The organism is Thioalkalivibrio sp. XN8 (genome assembly GCF_011058255.1).
Lineage (GTDB): Bacteria > Pseudomonadota > Gammaproteobacteria > Steroidobacterales > XN24 > XN24.
In genome coordinates this window covers 13,376-33,956 of the sequence record NZ_JAALFH010000042.1, presented here as the reverse complement: position 1 = coordinate 33,956, position 20,581 = coordinate 13,376, and the positions used below count along the sequence as shown (strand labels likewise).

The window sequence follows — 20,581 nt, the reverse complement described above, 5'->3', positions numbered from 1 at the left end:
CCCCGCAGGGCTCAGATCATATCCTTGAGGCCCTTGAGCGCGGTGACCTTGACGGCCTTCCGGGCCGGCTTGGCCTTGATCATGATCTCTTCGCCGGTGAAGGGGTTCTTGCCCAGGCGCGACTTGGTGGCGGGCTTCTTCACCACGCGGACCTTCATCAGGCCGGGCATGGAGAATTCGCCGGCGGACCGCAGCGACTTCTTGATGATGACGTTGAGCTCGTCGAACACGGCGCCGACGTCTTTCTTCGTCTGACCCGTCTTCTCGGAAATCTGGGTAATGATCTCAGCCTTGGTCGGCGGCTTCTTGGCTGCCGGGGCTGCCTTTTTCTTTGCGGCCATGAAGTTCTCCCTTGAGGTTCCTGGAGTGAGGCGAGCGAGCGCTGAAGCCTCCTGTGCATTAGCGGGATAACTATAGCTCAAAGTTTGCCGCTCGGCGCATTTCGCGGAGACGATTTCGTAAGGATATTTACTAGGTTTCAGGCCAGGTAGCCGGGCACGCGCAAGACGATCATCAGCGCCTGGAGACCGATCAGCACGAACAGCGGCGACAGGTCGAGCCCGCCGATGGGCGGTACTACGCGACGCACCGGTCGCAGCACCGGGTCGGCCAGGCTGTGCAGGACGCTGATCAGGGGATTCCAGTGGCCCGGGCTCACCCAGCTGATCACGACGTGGGCGAGGATCACCACGAAGTAGAGATAGAGGAGGCTCAGCAGGATGCGGAGCACCGCGTAATAGAACAGCATGCCGCTGCCGCTGATGCCGTCGGTGGCGATGAACATCAACAGCGCCGTGGCGACCAGCTGGAGCAGGAGCAGCGCCACCAGCGAGGCCAGGTCGAGCCCGCGCCACGTCGGCACCACGCGGCGCAGCGGGCGGACCAGCGGGTCGGTGACCCGCAGGATGAACTGCGACAGGGGGTTGTGAAAATCCGCGCGCGACCACTGCAGCAGGAACCGCAGCAGGTAGGTGAGCAGGTAGAGGTTGAGCAGGGTCTTGAAGACGAAAAACAGTGCCGCGTCCATCGGGGTTTATGACTCTCTTTGTTCCTGTCCGAAGCGATCGGCCAGCTCGCGCGAGCGGGCCTCGGCCCGGCGCAGCGCGGTGGCCACGAGTTCCCTGAAGCCGCCGGCTTCGAAGGCGTGCAGGGCGGCCTCGGTGGTGCCGCCCGGCGAGGTCACCCGGCGGCGCAAGGCATCGATCGGCTCTTCGCTTTCCAGCGCCATGCGCGCCGCGCCCAGCGCGGTCTCCACGGCCAGCAGCCGGGCGAGGTCCTGGGGCAGCCCGAGGTCCGCCGCCGCGTCGGCCAGGGCCTCGATGAGGAGGAAGAAGTAGGCGGGGCCGCTGCCGGAGAGCGCCGTGACGGCATCCATCTGGTCTTCCTGCGCCACCCAGCTGACCGAGCCGACGGCGCGCAGGATGGCTTCCGCCAGCTCCCGCTGGGGGTCGCTGACGGCGCCGCCGGCGTACAGCGCCGTGGCGCCGCAACCGAGCAGGGCCGGCGTGTTCGGCATGGCCCGGACCACCGCGGCGCCCGCGCCGAGCCAGCGTTCCAGGTCGCTGCTGCGGATCCCGGCGGCGATGGAGATGACCAGCGCGCGGTGATCGGCCACCGCGGTCGCGATCTCCCGCGCCACTTCCGGCGCGACCTGGGGTTTCACCGCCAGCACCACCACCTCGGCCGCGGCTGCGGCCGCCACGTTGTCGTCGCCGACCGCCACGCCGAAGTCCGCCTGCAGCGCGGCGCGGCGCGCGGGGTCGGGCTCGGCGACCTGCAGGGTGCCCGCCGGGGCGCCGTCGGCCAGCAGGCCGCCGACGAGGCTGCGCGCCATGTTGCCGCCGCCGATGAAACTGATGCGCGTGGCTTCCATGGGGTGACAGGATAGCGGAGTGGCCGGCGGCCTCAAATCGGGCCGGCCGGGCGCGGGCCGAAGACCGCGGTGCCGATGCGGACCATCGTGGCCCCCTCGGCGATGGCGGCCTCGAGGTCGTCCGACATGCCCATCGACAGGGTGTCGAGGGCCAGGCCGTCATGCTGCAGTGCGCGAAAGAGCTCCGCCAGCTGCCGGCACCAGGCGCGCTGGCGGGCCGGGTCGGTCTCCGGGGGCGGCACCGCCATCAGGCCGCGCAGCCGGAGTTGCGGCAGCCCGGCCACCTGGTGCGCCAGCGCGGCCGCCTCGGCCACGGGCACGCCCGCCTTGCTGGCCTCGGCCCCGATGTGCACCTGCAGGCAGACATTCAGGGGCGGCAGCTCGGCCGGGCGCTGGCGCGACAGCCGCTCGGCCAGCTTCAGCCGGTCCACGCTCTGGACCCAATCGAACCGGGCCGCCGCCACGGCGGTCTTGTTGGACTGGAGCGCGCCGATGAAATGCCATTTGGGACCGGTCCTGGGGACTGTCCCCGGGACAGTCCCCAGGACCGGTCCCAGCGCATCCATCTTGGCGACGGCTTCCTGGACGAAGTTTTCCCCCAGGTCCGCCAGGCCCGCGTCGATCGCGGCCCGGATAGCGGCCACCGGCTGGCGCTTGCTGACCCCGACCAGCCGGATTTCCGCCGGGTCCCGGCCGGCCGCGCGGGCCGCCGCCGCAATGCGCTCGCGCACCGCCCCCAGCCGCGCCGCAACCGGCCGTTCTGAGACGTCCGTCATGTTGCCGGGCAACAGGTTATGTATACTGCGGGCGACCCTCGGCGCGGCGCGTTCGGCGGTCGGACCGGGCGGTAAAACAAGGGATTAGCGATGGCTGTAGACATCGAGCAACTGCTCCGTTTCTCCGTCAAGAATGGGGCTTCGGACCTGCACCTGTCTGCCGGGGTGCCGCCGTTGATCCGTATCGACGGCGACGTCAAGCGCATCAACATGCCGCCGCTGACGCACAAGGAAGTGCACAGCATGGTCTACGACATCATGAACGACAAGCAGCGGAAGGACTACGAAGAGTTCTTCGAGACCGACTTCTCGTTCGAGATTCCCGACCTCGCCCGCTTCCGCGTCAACGCCTTCAACCAGCACCGGGGCGCGGGCGCCGCCTTCCGCACCATTCCCTCGAAGATCATGACGCTCGACGACCTCGCGGCGCCGAAGATCTTCAAGGACATCGCCATGTACCCGCGCGGCATCGTGCTGGTGACCGGGCCCACCGGCTCGGGCAAGTCCACCACGCTGGCGGCGATGATCGACCACGTCAACAACAACCGTCCCGATCACATCCTCACCATCGAGGACCCGATCGAGTTCGTGCACGAGAGCAAGAAATCGCTGATCAACCAGCGCGAGGTGCATCGCGACACGCTGGGCTTCGCCGAGGCCCTGCGCTCGGCCCTGCGCGAAGACCCGGACGTGATCCTGGTCGGCGAGATGCGCGACCTGGAGACCATCCGCCTGGCGCTGACGGCGGCCGAGACCGGCCACCTGGTCTTCGGCACCCTGCACACCAGCTCCGCCGCCAAGACCATCGACCGCGTGGTCGACGTCTTCCCGGCGGGCGAGAAGGAGATGGTGCGCTCGATGCTGTCGGAGTCGCTGCGCGCCGTCATCAGCCAGACGCTGCTGAAGAAGATCGGCGGCGGGCGCATCGCGGCGCACGAGATCATGATCGGCAGCGCGGCGATCCGGAACCTCATCCGCGAGGGCAAGATCGCGCAGATGTACTCCGCCATCCAGACCGGCCAGGCGATCGGCATGCAGACGCTCGACCAGTGCCTGACCGAGCTGCTGCGCAAGGGCCTCGTCAGCCGCGAAGAGGCCCGTTACAAGGCCCAGAACAAGGACGCCTTCTGATGGAACGCGACCAGGCTATCCGCTTCATCCACGAGCTGCTGCGCAAGCTGGTGCAGGTCAACGGCTCGGACCTGTTCCTCACCGCCGGCTTCCCGCCGGCCATGAAGGTCGACGGCCGGGTGAAGCCGGTGACCGACCAGCCGCTGACGCCGCAGCAGAGCGCCGCGCTGGTCCGCTCGATCATGAACGACAAGCAGACGCGCGAGTTCGACGCCACCAAGGAGTGCAACTTCGCCATCGCGCCGCCGCGCATCGGCCGCTTCCGCGTCAGCGCCTTCATCCAGCAGAACATGGCCGGCGCGGTGCTGCGCACCATCAACACCACCATCCCGACCATCGAGGAGCTGGAGCTGCCGCCCATCCTGAAGGACGTGGCGATGACCCAGCGCGGCCTGGTGCTGGTGGTCGGCGGCACCGGCAGCGGCAAGTCCACCACGCTGGCGGCCATGGTCGGCTACCGCAACGAGAACTCCAAGGGCCACATCGTCACCATCGAGGACCCGGTGGAGTACGTGCACACCCACCGCAACTGCATCGTCACCCAGCGCGAGGTCGGCATCGATACCGACTCCTGGCACGTGGCGCTGAAGAACACCCTGCGCCAGGCGCCGAACGTGATCCTGATCGGCGAGATCCGTGACCGCGACACCATGGAGTACGGGATCCAGTTCGCCGAGACGGGCCACCTCTGCCTGGCCACGCTCCATGCCAACAGCGCCAACCAGGCCCTGGACCGCGTGATCAACTTCTTCCCCGAGGAGAAGCGCGACCAGCTGCTGATGGACATGTCGCTGAACATCAAGGGCATCATCGCCCAGCGCCTGCTGCCGCGCTCCAGCGGCTCCGGCCGGATCGCGGCGATGGAGATCATGCTGGCCTCGCCCCTGATCTCGGACCTCATCTTCAAGGGCGAGGTCACGGGCATCAAGGAAGTGATGGCGCGCTCCACCCGCCTGGGCATGAAGACCTTCGACCAGGCCCTGTTCGACCTGTTCGAGGACGGCAAGATTTCCTACGAAGACGCCCTGCGCAACGCCGATTCCCGCAACGAGCTGCGCCTGCGCATCAAGCTCGAGAGCAAGCGGGACTTCAAGGCGCACGACGAGGGTTCCGAAAGCCTCCGCCTGGCCGAAGACCAGAAGACGCAGCACTATGGCAAGGACCTCTGAAACGGGGGACATCACGGCGCCCCCGCGGCCGTCGGTGTTCAACCTCAAGCCATACCTGAAGCTGATGGCGGACAAGGGGGCGTCCGACCTCTTTTTCACGCCCCATGCGCCGATCAAGATCAAGATCGAGGGCCAGATCATGCCGGTGGGGAAGGAAATCCTCACGGTCGACCTGGTGAACCAGATCGCGCTCTCGGTGATGGACGAGGAGCAGAAGCGCCACGTGGCGCGCGAGATGGAGATCGATTTCGCCATCTCGGAGCACGGCCTCGGCCGCTTCCGCGCCAACGTCTTCAAGCAGCGCGGCAATTACGCCATGGTGCTGCGCTACATCACGCTGGAGATGCCGCGGCTCGAGGACCTCGGGCTGCCGCGGGTGCTCGCCGACCTGTCGCTGAAGAAGCGCGGCCTGATCCTGATGGTGGGCGCGACCGGCTCGGGCAAGTCCACCACGCTGGCGGCGATGATCAATCATCGCAACGAGTCGGCCAGCGACCACATCATCACCATCGAGGACCCGATCGAGTTCCTCCACTCGAACAAGCGCTCCATCGTCAACCAGCGCGAGCTCGGCCTGGACACGCTGTCCTACGCCCGGGCGCTCAAGAGCGCGATGCGCTGCGCGCCGGACGTGGTGCTGATCGGCGAGATCCGCGACGAGGAGACCATGGCGACGGCCATCACGCTGGCGGGCACCGGCCACCTGTGCATCGCCACGCTGCACGCCAACAACGCCTCCGAGACGCTCGACCGCATCATCAACATGTTTCCCCAGGCCCAGCATCGGCAGGTGCTGATGGACCTGTCGCACTACCTCTCCGCGGTGATCGCCCAGCGGCTGGTGATCGGGAAGGGCGGCAAGCGCGTCGCGGCGGTCGAGGTGCTGCTGAACACGCCGCATATCGCCGACCTGATGCTCCAGGGCGACATCGGGGGCATCAAGCAGGCGCTGCGCGAGACTTCCCAGGGCGACATGCAGAGCTTCGACATGTCGCTGTACAAGCTCTACAAGGAAGGCGTCATCGACCTCGAGCGCGCCCTGGCCTACGCCGATTCCGCGGTCGACCTGGAGGCCCGGATCAACTTCGGCTGATTGCCTGCTTGCAAATAGGAATCATTCGCATATAGACTGCGGGCAAGCCTGAGCCCGGAGTCCTCCATGCCTTCCAACCAGTGGCAACTCGAAGTCCAGCGCAGCGGCGGCGATGCCGAGCTGCGCCTGGCGCATCCCTCCGGCCTGTGCCGGCACTGGACCGGCGACGTCGCCTGCCGGCTTTGCCAGCGTCTCGGCCTCGACACCGGCCGCTACCCCTGTCCCAAGTCCAGCGCCTGGCGGCTGTTCCTGCTCGCCCATGACCTCGAGAAGGAGGCAGGGCCGGTCCTGGGGACTGTCCCCAGGACCGGTCCCAAGGACTGGGACCCGAAACTGCGGGAGCACGGCCTGCGCCCGACCCCGGTGCGGCGGGCCGTCGCGGGCCTGCTGCTGGGCCAGCCGCGCCACGTCACCACCGAGGAGGTGATCGCCGAGCTCGCCCGCACCGGCCGCAAGTACACCTGGAACACCGTCAACCGCACCCTGAAGGAATTCGCCGAGTGGGACCTCTTGCAGGTGCTCGAACTCGGCGGGGGCGTGGTCTTCTACGACACCGTGACCACGCCCCACCCGCATGTCTACAACGTCGACACCGGCGAACTGTCGGACCTGAGCCCCGAACAGGCCTGGATCAGCGGCGTCCCCGAGCTGCCTGCGGGCGTCCGCCTCGAGGGCGTCCAGCTGGTGTTCCGCGTGCGGGGCCCGGGCAACGAGCCCTAGTCCTGGCGCACCGCCTGGTTGGCCAGCCGGCCGTCCCGGGCGATCCGCCGCAGGCTCCAGTTCAGCACGTAGGGCGTCGCGTCGCCGCCGGTCGGGGCACTGGCCGTCGCCAGCCCGACCTCGTGGTCGTGGCCGCCGCTGCCGCCCGGCCCGCAACCGCCGGTCTTCAGGCTGACGCGCAAGGTGTACTGCTCGGGCCGCCGGCTGCCGTAGTCCGGCAACGGGCATGCCAGCGCGGGGTCGCGCTGCCAGCCCGGCCGCAGCGGCCGGTCCGCCCAGCAGATGATGGTGCCGGCAGCGTCGATCACCTGCAGGCAGAGGCCGCCCGGGCCGCCGGCCCCGCCGCAACCGTCGCCTTCCTCGTGGCTGCTGCCGTCCTCGTGGCTGGAGCCGCCCGAGCTGCTGGCGGCGATGGCGGTCTCGTGCTCATCGCCATGGTCGCCGCCGCGCCGTCCCTGCACCTGGAAGATCTCGCTGTCCAGGTCGGCGAACAGCACTTCGCGGCCGCTGCTGGCGAAGATGAAGTCATCCGCCGTGTTCGCCACCGGATCCAGCACGCCGGCCAGCGAGCGGACATCGGCTTCGCGCACCACCTGGCCGTAGGCCGGCGCCGCGAGCGTCGCCGCCGCCGCGCAGGCCAGCAGCATCGCGCAAGTCCTGAGTAAGCTGTTCATCGTTTGCCCCCCTGTTGCCGTCGGCGGCCCGCCGTGAGGCGAGCCGCCTTCTTCGTTGCCCCGGGGCTTGCCCCCGGGGGGATATCAGTTCCCGCTACGGGCAATACTCAAGCAGTTCGACCGGCATCGGATTCTCGTGCACCCAGTTGATCACCGCGCGCGCGTCGTCCACTGCCCGGGAGAAGCCCCAGGCGTTACTGCCGATGAAGCCCGTGTAGCTGTAGCCATCGCCGGCGCCTGCGAAAAAGCCGCCCGCTGGGTATGCCGCGCCTTCCGGCAGTGCCGGGAAGACCACCTGCAGGATCGGCTCGCTGACCACTTCGGCCGTCACGACGGCGGGATCGGTCCCGCTGACGTTCATCACCTTCAGGTAGCACACGTCGCCGGCATAGGTGGCCGCGCGGTCGTAGCTGAAAGTCGAGAAGTCGAAGTAGAGGAACGGCGTCTTGCCCTCTTCCTGGCCGATGTTCGGCTCGCCGAAGATGCCCTTCGCCTCGGCGGTCATGTCGTCGCCGATCTCCATCAAGGCGACCACGTACATCAGTTCGTCCAGTCCCATGGGATGGAACTTGTCGGCCGCCGCCCCGAACATCGCCGCGGCGCGGTCGAGGCGCCTGAGCGCCACGTCACCCGAGCGATCCGGCCGCTCCGGCAGCAGGTCTTCCACCCCGGCGCCCCCGTTCACTTCGGGATGCGAGAGCCCGGCCGTCTCCAGCAGGCGCTCGAAGCCCGCGAGGTTCTCGCGTGGCGCATCGATGGTTTTCACCACCGTCAAGTCGTCTTCCTCGTACGTCACCATCACCCGACCGGCCTCGTCCAGGCCGACGACTGCGGCTTCGGTGCTCAGCGTGGTCACCAGTTCGAGCAGCGCGGCGTCCAGCACCTTGGGCGGCGACCGGACCGCGCTCAGGCGGCCGAAGTCGGCCTCGGTGACGCAGCCCGCGGAGCTCTCGGGGACCTCGCCGTCGACCAGGGGGATGCGATAGGCGTCGATGCCGAGCTCGGCGTAGACCGAGCCGGTGCCGAGGATCACGTAGTCCGAGGATGGATCTGCCGCGAGCAAATCCAGTTCCTCCGCCGTCAGCGGGCACTCCGTCGTGCCCAGCTTGTCCGGGAAGACGATCGGCGCGCGCACCCACATGTACTTGTCCTTCGGCCCGAGACCCCAGGCCAGGATCGGCACGCCGTCGACGTCGCGATCGACCAACGCCATGTCGCCGTAGAAGTCGTCGACCGTGGCGCCGGGCTTGCCGCTGCCGTCGCCGCCACCGCCGCCGCCCGGGCCGCCGCCGCCGCCACCGCCTTTACCGCCGCCACCGCCACCAGGGCCGGCGAGCGCCAGCGAGGCGGCCAGTCCGGCCACCAGTACCAACAGGATTTTTCTTGCCCCCAACATGACTGCTTACCTCCGTGTTCCGCCCAGGGCGAGCTTCGCCCTGCCTCCTGTATATGGGTCTCCACGACCGGGGTCGCCATGGGGTGAACACCCCATCCCGGTGCTAGACTCAGGCGGTGCCAGTGTTGCGCCGGGACAGCGGATCGTCCCGGGTGGCCGAGCAAGGAGCTTGGAACCTGGGGACGCGGACGTGGCGGGTGGCCGCCATGGTCGCGGCCGTGGCCATGGTCGGGTGGCTGGCCTGGCACGCTATCTCGGCGGCTATCGTCCTGCGCGAGCTCCAGGCGTCCCATGCCGAGGCCGCCGCCATCAAGGAAGCGCTGTGGGACCTGGAAGCCGAGATCCAGCGCACGGCCCAGCTGGCCATCGCCACCGGCGACGCGGGCTGGCTGGCTCGCCATGCCGACTCCGAGCAACGCCTGCGTGGGCTGGTGGTCGACCTGGCGGCGGCCGAGGCCCCGGGCGACGAGACGCTGGCCGAGGCCCTCGGCGCCCTCGAAGAACTCAGCCTCATCGAGGCGCGTGCCCTGGCGCTCCAGGAGGATGGGCGCGAGCGCGCGGCCTTCGAGCTCATCACCGGCGAGGAATACACGGCCCGGCTGGCCGCGCTGCGCCGGGCTATCAATACCTTCGACGCCCGCCATCACGCCCTGCTGCTGTCGCGGGAGGCCGGCCTCACGCGCAACGAGGTCGCCTCCCTGTTCGGCGCTCTCGTCCTGTTCGCCCTGGCGATCGCCGCCTGGCTGCTGCTCGTGCGGCGGCTGGACCAGGAGAAGGCGTTGCTGCGCGCGGAAATCGAGGCCCGCCGCCAGGCCGAGGACGAGCTGCGCGAGACCGAGAAAATGAAGCTGCTGGGCCAGCTGTCCGGCACCATTGCGCACGATTTCGACAACGTGCTGGCCGCGCTGGCCGGCTACGCCGGGATGGCCCGCCAAGAGGCCCAGCGCGAGCGTGCCCTGGCGGGACTCGAACAAGCGATCCGCCAGGGCGAGGAGCTGACCGACAACCTGCTGTTGTTTCTCCGCGGGGAAGAGCCGGGTCGCCGGCCGGTCGAGCTGGGTGCGCTGCTGCGCGAAATGCGGGACTGGCTGGAGCCGCTCATGCCCGCCAACCTCAGGCTGGATTTCGACGACCAGGTCGAGGGCGAGGTCTGGGTGGAGGCCGATGCCAGCCAGCTGCGGCAGGCGCTGGTCAACCTCGCCCTCAACGCCCGCGACGCCATGCCCGAGGGCGGCGTGCTGCGTTTCGTGCGCTGTGATTCCGGGCTCCCGCCAGGCTGCGGCCCCGGCGCCGACGGCTACGCCTGCCTGTCCGTGATCGACACTGGCCCCGGCATGGACGCGGCGACCCTGCAGCGCGCCGGCACGCCGCTGTTCACGACCAAGGCGCCGGGCAAGGGCACCGGGCTGGGCCTGGGCTCGGTCGAGCGCTTCGCGCGCGGCCACGGCGGTCGGCTGGAGATCACTTCCAACCCTGGCGGCGGCACGCGGGTGCGCATCCTGTTGCCCCGGATACAGGCATGAACGAGCGCATCACCGTCGTGCTGGCCGACGACCATGCCGTGCTGCGCGAGATGCTGGCGCTGCGGCTGGAGCAGGAGCTCGACTTCCAGGTGGTGGCCGAGGTTGCGGACGCCGGCGAGGCACTGGCGGCTGCACGCGAGCACGACGCCCGCCTCCTGGTGCTGGACATCGACATGCCCGGGCTCTCGCCCTTTGCGGCGGCCCGGCAGTTGGGCGAACAAAGCCCGGGGACCCGGATCGTGTTCCTCAGCGGCCACCTGCGCGACCGCTACCTCGACCAGGTCCTGGAGGCCGGCGCGGCCGGCTACCTGCTGAAACACGAGCACCTGGACACCATCGTCAACGCGCTGCGGCTGGCGGGCCGCGGCCGGGCCGTCTTCTCGCCGGCGGTGCGGGAGCGCATGCGGCCGGCCGCGGCGCCTGGGGGCGGCCAGGCCGCGGGACGTCTCGACCAGCTGAGCCCCAGGGAACTCGAGGCGCTTCGCTATCTCGCCGGCGGCCTGAGCCACAAGGAAATAGCCCAGGTCATGGCGATCAGCCCAAAGACGGTGGAGCAGCACTGCACCCACCTGATGGACAAGCTGGACATCCACGATCGCGTCGAACTGGCCCGCTTTGCCATCCGCGAGGGGCTGCTCGAGCCCTGAGCTGCATGCTGCCCGGGTGGGGTCTTCACCCCATATCGCGGCGCCGCCTTCACCGCCAGCATTGGGTTGAGGCCGGAGTTCCGGCCCTTTGCATGGAGGACGGGTAATGAAACTCAACAGACTGATGACGGCGTTGCTGGCCGGCGTGCTGGCGGCCTATGCCCTTCCGGTGCTGGCCCAGCAGGGCCAGGGCAAGGGCGAGCCCGCCCGGACCGGCCAGTCGACCCAGGAACGGCAGATGGAGCGCATGCAGTCGCGCGAGCAGATGATGAAAGGCGAGCAGGTGCAGCAGCGCGACCAGGACCGCCTGCAGCAGCAGGACCAGGACAAGGACCAGCTGCAGCAGCAGGACCGTGACCAGGACCAGGACCGCGACCAGGACCGTGATCGCGAGCACATGATGGACGGCATGGGCAAGGCCATCTACGGCGGCGAACTCATGACCGAGCAGGAGCGCAACCGCTATCGCGAGCAGATCCGGACCGCCGGCTCCGAGCAGGAGCGTGAGCAGATCCGGGCGCGTCACCGCGAAGAGATGCAGCTGCGGGCCCGTGAACGCGGTGTCGAGGTCGAGGAGCCCGTGCCGCCCGGCGGCACCGGCCAGTAAGCCCCGTGAACACCCGGTGCAGCCCCCGCGGAGGGCGTGAAGCAGGTTGGCTGCCCGCCGCTACGGGTGTCCTCCTGGCGCTCGTCGTCCCGGCTTCGGCCGGGGCGGCGGGCGACCGCGAGGCCGGCATCGCGGTCGGCACCGAGTTCGTTTCCGGCGAATACGGCGGCGAGGAGCGGGTGGAGGAGTGGTATACCCGCTTTTCGGGCTGGGTTCGGCTGGGGCGGGTTTCGCTGCAGCTCACGGTGCCCTGGCTGAGCGTGGATGCGCCCGCGGGCACCGTCATCGACGGCCCGGGCGGCCCGGTCATCGGGGACGGGCCCCGCCGGACGGAAAGCGGGATCGGCGACGTCACGGCGGCGGTGACGCTGCGCGACGTCTGGCAGGCGGCCGACGGCGCCGCAGCGCTCGACCTGGCCGGCGAGGTCAAGCTGGGCACGGCGGACGAGGACCAGGGACTGGGCAGCGGCGAGACCGACATCACCTTGCGGGCCGACTACCTGGCGTTCTTCGACCGCTGGACCGGGCTGGCCTCGCTGGGCTACACGGTGCGCGGCGATCCGGCCGGGTTCGAGCTGGACGACGGCATCGTGGCGGCGGCGGGCGGCTTGTTCCGGGTGACCGCAGCAAATCGGGCCGGCGTGTTCCTCGAGTATCGCCAGGCGGCATATTTTGCCAATGACGACCCGCTGGAGCTGACCGGCTTCTATTCCTGGCGCGCAGGTCCATGGCGGACCAGCCTGAGCCTGCGGGCGGGACTCAGCGACAGCGCGCCCGACTGGGGCGCCGGCCTGTCGCTGGCGACCACCTTCTAGCTGCCGGCTCGCCCGGCGGGCTGCCTCAGTCGTAGCCCAGCCCGCTGAAGGTGCAGTCCTCCGGCCCCGCGTAGCCGAAGGGGCAGGTGTAGGCGCCGAGGAACAGCAGGTCCGGGCTCATCAGCGCGCCGGCGATGCCTTCCTGGCCCAGCGAGTCCGCGAACTCGCCGCGGTACATCCCGAAGTCGGTCTCGAGCACGTCGAAGTACAGCGTGGCGGCGTAGCCGTCGGCCGCCACGGTGTCGCAGCGGGCCTCGCCGCACACCGCCCAGGACGCCTGCACCAGGCCGGGGCCCCAGTCGCCGTACGCCTCGCGGCCGCTCCACTGGCCGTCCAGGTCATTGAAGAACCAGCCGGGCAGTTCGGTCGCCCCGCGCTCGAGCACGGCGAACTCGAAGAAATCGTTCACCATCACGAGATGGCGGCGCGCCGGGTCGGCCAGCAGCCGGAACCAGGTGCCGTCGCTGAGCCGGCCTTCCCAGGCGCCCGCGCCCGTCTGCCAGAGCTGGCCGGACACGCTCGAGGCGAAGCCGTTGACGTACTCGCGCGTGATCCGGTCGCCGCACACCTGCCATTCCAGGGTGAACAGGGCGCCGGTGTCGTCTTCCATGGCGCCGAACCAGCGGCCGTCGAAGCCGAGGTCGGGACCGGGGCAGTCGATGACGATGACCTCGGTCTCTTCGGTGCAGCCGGCCAGCACCAGGGCCGCCAGCAGCAGGGCGGCGATTCTCAGGCGTGCAGTCATGTCGGTCTCCCGCGTCAGCCAGGGGCAATGCCCACGGGACCCGAGTCTGCGGGAGCGAAGCTGAACGGAAGCTGAGCGGCCGGCGGGGGCGCTCAGGCGGCCTCGCGGTCGGCCTCGCGGCTGGCTTCGCGGGCGCGGCGGCGGTGTTCCTTGCGGTGCTGGGCCAGGTCGAGCCAGGTCTTCAGCGCCACCATCGCTACCAGCATCGGCGCCGCCGAGCCGCCGCCCAGGGCGATGATCATGCCGCCGCCGGCCAGGATGGCGACGTGCATTACGGCGATGCGCCGGTAGGGATCGCCCATGATCTTCTGGGCGCTGCGGCCCTGGTCCTCGCCGCCGACGATCACGTGCTCGACGAAGGACAGGCCGTGGCTGACGACGAAGCCAAGCAGCGGCAGGAACAGCAGTGCCGGCATCTCGCGCCCGATCCAGTCGAGCAGGTTGGCAAGCAGCAGGAAGGGCAGCAGCGGGAAGATCGCGTCGTCCGGGAATACCTCGTCGGCGGGGTTGGCGGCGGCGCCGAGCGACGCGATGGTCAGCACGAACACGCCATGGATGGCGCAGAAGAAGCCGTAATGGAAGACGAAGAAGGCGCCCGCGCCGAGCCCCTTGAAGCCCTCGGCGCGCACCATCCTGAGCAGCGTGTAGGCGCCGATCACCAGGTTCTCGAGCCAGTAGAGCAGCAGCAGCGCCAGCGCGTCCCAGCCAAAGAACAGCACGCCGGCGAGCGGCACGAGATTGGCTAGTACCAGCGCCGCCTGGACCGGCATCAGTGCTGCATCGCTCCCCAGTCCACCGCCGCCGCCTCGAACACCGGCCCGTCCACGCAGACGCGCTTCATCGCCGGGCCCGCGGGCGTGTTGACCTGCACCACGCAGCCGGCGCAGCCGCCCACGGCGCAGGCCATGTATTCCTCCAGCGAGACCTGGCAGGGCAGGCCGAAGTCGCGCGCCAGCGCGGCGGCGGCCTTGAGCATCGGGGTCGGGCCGCAGGCGAAGATCTCCACTTCCTGCAGGGCGCCCGCATCCAGGCCCCGCAGCCATTCGCGGCCGAGCTCGGTGACGTAGCCCGGGTAGCAGCCGGGAAAGCCGCCGAGCGAGGCCAGACGGCTCGGCACGCCGAGGTTCTCCATCAGCGGCATCGCGGCCACCACGCCCTGCGGCAGGTGCGCCACGTCGAGCCGGGAGTCCGCCGGGTCGAAGGGGAACGGCACTTCCGAGCCCATCAGCACCAGCCCGTCGCGCGCCGCCGGGCCCAGCGCCTCGGCCAGGAACACCATCGGCGGGATGCCGACGCCGCCGCCCACCAGCAGCGGCCGGCGGCGCCCCGGCGTCGGCGTGAACGGCCGGCCGATCGGGCCCATGACGCTGACCGTCTCGCCCGGGCGGCGCTGCGCCAGCAGCCGCAGGCCGTCGCCGACGATCTTGAACAGGAACTCGATCACGCCCGAGCCGGGATCGGCGCGCATCAGCGACAGCGGCCGGCGCATGGGCAGCGCGGGATCGCAGGTGACGTGGGCGAAGCTGCCGGCCCGCGCGTGGGCGGCGCACTGCGGCGCCACCAGCCGCATGATGAACTGCTCGGCGGGCCAGGCCTCGACGTCGAGCACCTCGGCGTCCTCGACGAAAATCGTGCCGCGGTGCGGGCGATCCTTGGCGGCGGCTTCAGTCATGGAGCGTCTCCATCACGGTCTGCATCACGGCCATGCGCACCGCCACGCCGTTGGTGACCTGCTCGGTGATCACCGACTGCGGCGAGTCGGCCACGCTGCCGGCGATCTCCACTTCGCGGTTCATCGGTCCCGGGTGCATCACGATGGCGTGCGGCTGCGCCAGCGCCAGGCGCTCCGGCGTCAGCCCGAACTCGCGGTGGAAGTCGCTGCCGTCGGGCGCCCGGGTCTGCTCCATGCGCTCGCGCTGGATGCGCAGGCACATCACCACGTCGGCGCCCCGGACCCCGGCGTCGGTGTCGTCCAGCATCACGGCGCCCGGGAACTCGGCCGGGTCGGGCCTGAGCGCCGGCGGCGCGACCAGCCGGAGCTCCCCGACGCCCAGCGTGCCCAGCGCATGGTGGGCCGAGCGCGCCACGCGCGAATGCTGGATGTCGCCCAGGATGGTCACCACCTTGTCGGACAGGTCGCCGAGGTGGCGGCGCATGGTGAGCACGTCCAGCAGGCCCTGGGTCGGGTGGTTGAGATGCGACTCGCCGGCGTTGAGCACCGCCACGTGCGGCGCGACGTGCTCGCAGATAAAGGCCGGGACGCCCGACTGGGCGTCGCGGATGACGAAAATGTCGATCTGCATCGCCTGCAGGGTGTAGATGGTGTCGAGCAGGCTCTCGCCCTTGGCGCGCGAGGAGGTGCTCACGTCCAGGCTCAGCACCTCGGCGCCGAGGCGCTGCGCGGCCAGCTCGAAGGAGGCCCGGGTGCGGGTGCTGGGCTCGAAGAACAGGTTGGCGATGGTGCGGCCGGCGAGGGCGTCCGAGCGGGCCGGCTGCGCCCCCATGGGCGTGAGGAAGGACTCCGCCCGGTCCAGCAGCGCGGCCAGCTGGGTCCGCGGCATGTCCTTGAGGGTGACCAGGTGCCGGAGCCGGCCGTGCGCGTCGAACTGGGATGCCATGGGGTCCCTCAGCTGTGATGGTCGAGCCAGTGCTGCAGGATCACCGCCGCCGCGGCACTGTCGATGTCCTGTTTGGCGATGCGGCCGCGCTGGCCGGCGCGGCGCTCCGCCTTCAAGCCCGCATAGGCCTCGGCGGAGCTGAGCTGCTCGTCCACCGTGTCCACCGGCAGGTCGAAGCGGCCGTGCAGCTGCCGCGCGAAGCGCTGCGCCTCCGTCGCGATATCGTCCGCGCCGAAGCCGCCGCCATTATACGGGACGCCGACCACCAGCCGTCCGGGTTTCCACTCACCCAGCAGCGCGGCGATCCGGTCCCAGTCCGGGCCGGCGTCGGTGGCCGCCACGGTCGCCAGCGCCCGCGCCCGGCCGGTGAGGGTGTTGCCCACGGCCACGCCGATGCGGCGCCGACCGTAATCGAAGGCCAGCAGGGTGTTGGCGGCCGCGGCCATGCTCAGCCGTGGCCCGCCTCGGAGGACAGCGCGGTGATGTCGATGCCGATGAGTTCGGCGGCGGCTTCCCAGCGCCGCTCGAAGGGGACGGAGAAAATGATGGCGGGATCGGCCGGCACGGTCAGCCAGGAATTCGCCGCCATCTCCGCTTCCAGCTGGCCGGCGCCCCAGCCGGCGTAGCCGAGCGCCACGATGGCGCGCGGCGGGCCCTTGCCGGCGGCCATGGCGGCCAGGATGTCGCGCGAGGTGGTCACGCACAGGCCGTCCGGCACTTCCAGGGTGGCGCCGAACTCGGTCTGGCCGTCGTCGTGGATGACGAAGCCGCGCTCCGGCTGCACGGGCCCGCCCTCGAGCACGGGCTGCACCACCAGCGCGTCGTCCTCGGCCTGCAGGTCCAGCTGGGCGAAGATCTCGCCCAGCGCCATGCCGATCGGGCGGTTGATGACGATCCCCAGCGCGCCGTCGTCGTTGTGCTCGCAGACGTAGGTGACGGTGCGATCGAAGTTCGGATCGTCCATGGCCGGCATGGCGATCAGGAACTGCCCGGTCAGGTACTGGCCCTCGGTCATGGGCCTAGTATATCGCCGCGCCCGTCGATGAACCGCCACTCGTAGGCGAAGCGCAGGGTGTCGTACTGGGCCCGCACTTCGGGCGGGAAGGGATCGAAGGGGCTGGCCAGCCGCACCAGGTCGAGCGCCGCCTGGTCCAGCGCGCCCACCCCGGAGGAATGGGTCACCCGCGCCTCGGCGATGGTGCCGTCGGCGTTGAGCGCCACTTCCAGCACCGGGTTGCGCTGGTGGCGCTGCCGCGCCACTGCCGGGAAGTTCACCGTCCCCAGCCGTTCCATGCGCGCCTTCCAGCCGGCCAGGTACTCGGCGAAGAGGCTGGCCCGGGTGTCGATGGAGACGAAGAACTCCCGCGGGTTGGCGTCGCTGATGCGCGTCGGCCCGCCCTCGGGCTGCGGCGGCACGGGCTGCGGCGCGGCCTCGGCGGCGGGCGGCGCGATCGCGACGGTGAGCGGGCCGGCCCAGGACTGCACCACGGCGTCGGCCGGGTCGGGCGGCGCCAGCGGCTCGGCGGGCACGGCCTCGGGCGCCGGCGGTTGCTCGTGGAACTCCGGCCGCAGGGACTCGGCGGTGTTGCCTTCGCCCTGCTGGTTCTCCTGGGCGAGATACCGGGCGTCGTCCGGCTCCAGCTCGTCCGGCACCGGCGATTCCAGCAGCGTGACCTCCAGCGTCGGGACTTCCTCGGGGCCGGCGCGCTCCGGCTGCGAGAAGCCGACGCCGAGGATCACCAGCCCGTGGACGGCGGCGGCCAGGAAGAGCGCCCAGCTGAGGCGCTCGCCGGCCAGCCACTGCGGCGTGGCGGGACTCATGGTCGCGCCGGCTCCGGCCCGGCGAGTTTTTGCAACACGATCGCGGCGATCACGCCGCTCACGATACCGAACACCAGCGCCGCGGTCAGCAAAAACGGCGCCAGCTTGAGCAGCGCGGGATGCGGGATGAACAGCTGCCAGGCCAGCAGCACCTGGGCGCCCATGTGCGCCAGCGCGGCGCAGACGCTGTAGCCCGGGGCGCCCAGCCAGCGGCCGAACAGCCGCTGCGCCAGCCACAGCGCGGCCAGCGCGGCGATCGCGCCGCCGGCGCTGAGGATGAAGGTGGGGCTCAGGAACGTGCCGACCAGCAGGCTGCCGGCCAGCACCCGCAGCCCCGCGACCCAGGCCGCGATGCCCCAGCCCCAGCGCAGCAGGACGACGACGGTGATGACGTTGGCCAGGCCGGGCTTCACCCCGGGCAGGGGGCTGGGCAGCGCCGCTTCCAGCACGTGGATGGCAATGGCCAGCGCGGCGAAGCCGGCGATCAGCCGGTCGCGGCCGGCCCCGGTCGGCGCGACGCGCTCAGTGGCTGACGGCATCGAACTCGCGCCGGCCCCCGCCGACCTCGACCACCACGCCGTTCGGCAGGCAGGCGGCGACCTGCCCGCTGCGGTCGAGCCAGCCGCTGTGCACGCACAGCCGGCCGACGCAGGGCGAGTCGGTGAAGCGCACCCGGCCGTCGCGCACCTCCAGCGTGCTCGGGCCGAGCCGCCCCGCGACCTCGGTGACGGTGTCGGCGTCCAGCGGCAGCGTCTGCGCCGCCGCGGCGGGCGCGGTCACGACGGCGAACTCCGCCGGGCCGCCGCCGGACCAGAGCGCCGCCCACGACGCCCCGACCAGCGCCGCCGCCGCGGCGAGCACCACCAGGTCGCCGGCGCGGAACAGCTTCACGGCAGGGACCGGACCCTGGCCTGGCGGCCGTAGTCCTCGCTGGTGAACCACACCCGCGGTTGCATCGCGGGGGTCAGCTCGATGCGGCCGTCGTCATGCACCACCATCACCGCCTCGAGGCCCAGCGCGGCCGCCGTGGCGGGCCAGTCCGCCGGCCCGGCCACCGCCAGCGCGGTGGCGGCGGCGTCGGCCAGGGCGGCGTCGGTGTGCAGCACGGTCACCGAGGCCAGGCCCTCGGTCGGGTAGCCGGTGCGCGGGTCGAGGATGTGGTGGTAGCGCCGGCCCTCGAACTCGAACCAGCGTTCGTAGTCGCCGGAGGTGAACACGGACTCGTCGTCCCCGGCCTCGAGGGCGGCCATGACCTTGCCGGCGTCGCGCGGGGCGCGAATGCCGATGCGCCAGCGCCGCTCGCCCTTGCGCCCGATGGCCCGCAGGTCGCCGCCGGCGTTGACGATGGCGTGCTCGATGCCGCGCGCCTGCAGCAGCTCGATGGCGCGGTCCACCGCCACGCCCTTGGCGAAGCCGCCGAGGTCGTACTCCACCGGCCGGGTCGCCAGCCAGGCCGCGATGGCTTCCGGGGGCGGCGGCGCGGCGGGCATGGTCTCGTCCGAGCCGAAGCCCCACAGCTTGACCAGCGCGCCGAGGCGCGGGTCGAACAGCCCCCCGGTGGCCTCTGCCAGCCGTTCGGCCTCGGCGATTAGCGTCGCCAGGTCAGTGGGGACTGTCCCCGGGACAGTCCCCAGGGCGTGGTTGAGCTGTCCCAGCGCCCCGTCCCCGTATGGCTGCCACTCGCGGTGCAGCGCGTGGAACAGCGTCTCGACTTCGCGCGCCGCAGCTTCGGCCTCGGCCGCCGGCACGCCGTAGAGCGTGACGTCGACCAGGGTGCCCATGGCCATGAAACGGTGGCGGGTCTCGGCTTCCTCCGGCCCCGGCCCGCAGGCCGCCAGCAGCAGGATCGCCGGCAGGAGCCAGGCGCGCATCATGCGCCGGCGCGACGCCCGGCCAGGCGCCGCTCGATGGCGTCGAACAGGCCGGCCAGGATGTTCGCGCCGTAGAGCTTGTCCAGTTCGCGCACGCCCGTGGGGCTGGTGACGTTGACCTCGGTGAGCTTGTCGCCGATCACGTCCAGCCCGGCGAACAGGATGCCCTTGTCGCGCAGCACCGGCCCGACGGCGGCGCAGATCTCCCGCTCCCGGGGCGTCAGGTCGCGGCCCTCGCCGCGGGCGCCGGCTGCCAGGTTGCCCCGGTTCTCGCCCGCCGCCGGGATCCGCGCCAGCACATGCTCGAAGGGCTCGCCGTCGACCAGCAGGATGCGCCGGTCGCCGCCCGCGACGATCTCGGGGATGTACTGCTGGATCATGGCGAAGCGCGTGTTGTGCGCCGTCAGGGTCTCGAGGATCACGCCGGTGTTGGCGTCGCCCGGCCGCAGCACGAAGATCGAGCGCCCGCCCATGCCGTCCAGCGGCTTGACCACCGCCGCCCCGTAGCGCTCGACGAAGCGCCGCATGTCGGCCATCGAGCGGGCCACCATGGTCGGCGGCGTAAACTCCGGAAACCACATGGTGTAGGCCTTCTCGCTGACGTCGCGCAGCGCGGCCGGCTTGTTGACCACCAGCACGCCGTGCTCCTCGGCGCGCTCCAAGAGGAAAGTGGTGTAGATGTACTCCATGTCGAAGGGCGGATCCTTGCGCATCAGGATCACGTCCAGCTCGCCCGGGTCGGCCTCGCGCACCTCGCCCAGCGCGTACCAGCACTCCGGGTCGTCGCGCACCTCGAGCGCGCGCATGCGGGCCCCGAGCCGGCCCTCCAGCACCCACAGGTCGCCCTGGGTCATGTACTCCAGCGCATAGCCGCGCCGCTGGGCCTCCAGCAGCATGGCCAGGGTGGTGTCCTTGGCGGGCTTGATGTGCTCGATCGGGTCCATGACCACGCCAAGGCGGATCGGGGCGTTACTCATCGGCCGGGCTCCATGGGTGCGGCGCAACTATAGCAAGGGGCGGCGGGTCGCGGCGCGGCGGTGGCGGACGCGGGCTTAAACGAACAAGAGCATACTATTGACAGATGATAGTAAAAATACTATAA

General features: G+C 70.5%; 25 protein-coding genes. 8 read left to right on the top strand and 17 right to left on the bottom strand.

Translation table 11 applies throughout. From position 1 onward, the window contains the following. Positions 1-11: 11 nt before the first annotated feature. The 4 genes from G6N75_RS04575 to G6N75_RS04560 form a co-directional block, all read right to left on the bottom strand. Complete coding sequence (locus G6N75_RS04575; protein WP_165347038.1) at positions 12-341, bottom strand: HU family DNA-binding protein; 330 nt, start codon at positions 339-341, stop codon at positions 12-14. A gap of 137 nt (positions 342-478) precedes the next feature. Continuing rightward, complete coding sequence (locus tag G6N75_RS04570; protein WP_165347036.1) at positions 479-1,027, bottom strand: YggT family protein; 549 nt, start codon at positions 1,025-1,027, stop codon at positions 479-481. A gap of 6 nt (positions 1,028-1,033) precedes the next feature. Beyond that, positions 1,034-1,873 (bottom strand): pyrroline-5-carboxylate reductase, encoded by an 840-nt coding sequence (proC, locus tag G6N75_RS04565; RefSeq protein WP_165347034.1) that lies wholly within the window; start codon positions 1,871-1,873, stop codon positions 1,034-1,036. Positions 1,874-1,905: 32 nt separating this feature from the next. Then, the gene (locus G6N75_RS04560) at positions 1,906-2,649 is read right to left on the bottom strand and encodes a YggS family pyridoxal phosphate-dependent enzyme (RefSeq protein ID WP_165347032.1); all 744 of its coding nucleotides are present in this window, start codon (positions 2,647-2,649) and stop codon (positions 1,906-1,908) included. 90 nt (positions 2,650-2,739) lie between these two features. Between G6N75_RS04560 and G6N75_RS04555 the strand changes: the two genes are divergently transcribed. The 4 genes from G6N75_RS04555 (at position 2,740) to G6N75_RS04540 (ending at position 6,762) form a co-directional block, all read left to right on the top strand. Next, entirely contained in the window at positions 2,740-3,780 is a 1,041-nt protein-coding gene (locus tag G6N75_RS04555; protein WP_165347030.1) for a type IV pilus twitching motility protein PilT, read from the top strand. Further along, positions 3,780-4,949 carry a PilT/PilU family type 4a pilus ATPase gene (locus G6N75_RS04550; protein ID WP_165347028.1) on the top strand — a complete coding sequence of 390 codons (1,170 nt, stop codon included), beginning with the start codon at positions 3,780-3,782 and terminating at the stop codon, positions 4,947-4,949. The genes G6N75_RS04555 and G6N75_RS04550 overlap by 1 nt, the downstream gene beginning before the upstream one ends. Further along, on the top strand, positions 4,933-6,042 hold the full coding sequence (locus G6N75_RS04545; protein ID WP_165347026.1) for a PilT/PilU family type 4a pilus ATPase: 1,110 nt from the start codon (positions 4,933-4,935) through the stop codon (positions 6,040-6,042). Before G6N75_RS04550 ends, G6N75_RS04545 begins: the two co-directional genes overlap by 17 nt. Before the next feature lie 66 nt (positions 6,043-6,108). Beyond that, positions 6,109-6,762, top strand: coding sequence for a transcriptional repressor (locus tag G6N75_RS04540; RefSeq protein WP_165347024.1), 654 nt, complete (start codon positions 6,109-6,111; stop codon positions 6,760-6,762). On the opposite strand, the gene G6N75_RS04535 is transcribed toward G6N75_RS04540, so the two are convergent. Then, the gene (locus G6N75_RS04535; protein WP_165347022.1) at positions 6,759-7,436 is read right to left on the bottom strand and encodes a hypothetical protein; all 678 of its coding nucleotides are present in this window, start codon (positions 7,434-7,436) and stop codon (positions 6,759-6,761) included. The two genes, G6N75_RS04540 and G6N75_RS04535, sit on opposite strands and share 4 nt — an antisense overlap. Positions 7,437-7,530: 94 nt before the next feature. After that, on the bottom strand, positions 7,531-8,832 hold the full coding sequence (locus G6N75_RS04530) for a hypothetical protein (RefSeq protein ID WP_165347020.1): 1,302 nt from the start codon (positions 8,830-8,832) through the stop codon (positions 7,531-7,533). 206 nt (positions 8,833-9,038) lie between these two features. Between G6N75_RS04530 and G6N75_RS04525 the strand changes: the two genes are divergently transcribed. The 4 genes from G6N75_RS04525 (at position 9,039) to G6N75_RS04510 (ending at position 12,424) form a co-directional block, all read left to right on the top strand. After that, positions 9,039-10,355, top strand: coding sequence for an ATP-binding protein (locus tag G6N75_RS04525; RefSeq protein WP_240900939.1), 1,317 nt, complete (start codon positions 9,039-9,041; stop codon positions 10,353-10,355). Then, positions 10,352-11,002, top strand: a complete 651-nt coding sequence (locus G6N75_RS04520) for a response regulator transcription factor (protein WP_165347016.1) — start codon at positions 10,352-10,354, stop codon at positions 11,000-11,002. The genes G6N75_RS04525 and G6N75_RS04520 overlap by 4 nt, the downstream gene beginning before the upstream one ends. 106 nt (positions 11,003-11,108) lie before the next feature. Then, positions 11,109-11,609 (top strand): hypothetical protein, encoded by a 501-nt coding sequence (locus G6N75_RS04515; protein ID WP_165347014.1) that lies wholly within the window; start codon positions 11,109-11,111, stop codon positions 11,607-11,609. A gap of 5 nt (positions 11,610-11,614) precedes the next feature. Then, on the top strand, positions 11,615-12,424 hold the full coding sequence (locus G6N75_RS04510; protein ID WP_165347013.1) for a hypothetical protein: 810 nt from the start codon (positions 11,615-11,617) through the stop codon (positions 12,422-12,424). 25 nt (positions 12,425-12,449) lie between these two features. Here G6N75_RS04510 and G6N75_RS04505 read toward each other — a convergent pair whose 3' ends face one another. The 11 genes from G6N75_RS04505 to gshB all read right to left on the bottom strand — a co-directional run bounded on the left by G6N75_RS04505 (position 12,450) and on the right by gshB (position 20,456). Next, the gene (locus G6N75_RS04505) at positions 12,450-13,169 is read right to left on the bottom strand and encodes a hypothetical protein (protein ID WP_165347011.1); all 720 of its coding nucleotides are present in this window, start codon (positions 13,167-13,169) and stop codon (positions 12,450-12,452) included. Positions 13,170-13,261: 92 nt separating this feature from the next. Then, positions 13,262-13,939 (bottom strand): DUF6498-containing protein, encoded by a 678-nt coding sequence (locus tag G6N75_RS04500; protein WP_165347009.1) that lies wholly within the window; start codon positions 13,937-13,939, stop codon positions 13,262-13,264. Continuing rightward, the gene (locus tag G6N75_RS04495) at positions 13,939-14,841 is read right to left on the bottom strand and encodes a dihydroorotate dehydrogenase electron transfer subunit (RefSeq protein WP_165347007.1); all 903 of its coding nucleotides are present in this window, start codon (positions 14,839-14,841) and stop codon (positions 13,939-13,941) included. Before G6N75_RS04495 ends, G6N75_RS04500 begins: the two co-directional genes overlap by 1 nt. Next, complete coding sequence (locus tag G6N75_RS04490; protein WP_165347004.1) at positions 14,834-15,787, bottom strand: aspartate carbamoyltransferase catalytic subunit; 954 nt, start codon at positions 15,785-15,787, stop codon at positions 14,834-14,836. The genes G6N75_RS04495 and G6N75_RS04490 overlap by 8 nt, the downstream gene beginning before the upstream one ends. 8 nt (positions 15,788-15,795) lie before the next feature. Continuing rightward, entirely contained in the window at positions 15,796-16,233 is a 438-nt protein-coding gene (ruvX, locus tag G6N75_RS04485) for a Holliday junction resolvase RuvX (protein WP_165347002.1), read from the bottom strand. 2 nt (positions 16,234-16,235) lie between these two features. Continuing rightward, complete coding sequence (locus G6N75_RS04480) at positions 16,236-16,802, bottom strand: YqgE/AlgH family protein (RefSeq protein WP_165347000.1); 567 nt, start codon at positions 16,800-16,802, stop codon at positions 16,236-16,238. Further along, complete coding sequence (locus G6N75_RS04475) at positions 16,799-17,608, bottom strand: energy transducer TonB (protein WP_165346998.1); 810 nt, start codon at positions 17,606-17,608, stop codon at positions 16,799-16,801. Before G6N75_RS04475 ends, G6N75_RS04480 begins: the two co-directional genes overlap by 4 nt. After that, positions 17,605-18,147, bottom strand: a complete 543-nt coding sequence (locus G6N75_RS04470) for a Gx transporter family protein (RefSeq protein WP_165346996.1) — start codon at positions 18,145-18,147, stop codon at positions 17,605-17,607. The genes G6N75_RS04475 and G6N75_RS04470 overlap by 4 nt, the downstream gene beginning before the upstream one ends. Further along, entirely contained in the window at positions 18,131-18,499 is a 369-nt protein-coding gene (locus G6N75_RS04465; RefSeq protein WP_165346994.1) for a NusG domain II-containing protein, read from the bottom strand. Before G6N75_RS04465 ends, G6N75_RS04470 begins: the two co-directional genes overlap by 17 nt. Continuing rightward, a complete protein-coding gene (locus tag G6N75_RS04460) occupies positions 18,496-19,482 on the bottom strand; it encodes an FAD:protein FMN transferase (RefSeq protein ID WP_240900936.1) in 987 nt (328 codons plus the stop codon). Before G6N75_RS04460 ends, G6N75_RS04465 begins: the two co-directional genes overlap by 4 nt. Next, positions 19,479-20,456 carry a glutathione synthase gene (gene gshB, locus G6N75_RS04455; protein ID WP_165346992.1) on the bottom strand — a complete coding sequence of 326 codons (978 nt, stop codon included), beginning with the start codon at positions 20,454-20,456 and terminating at the stop codon, positions 19,479-19,481. The genes G6N75_RS04460 and gshB overlap by 4 nt, the downstream gene beginning before the upstream one ends. Positions 20,457-20,581 lie beyond the last annotated feature (125 nt).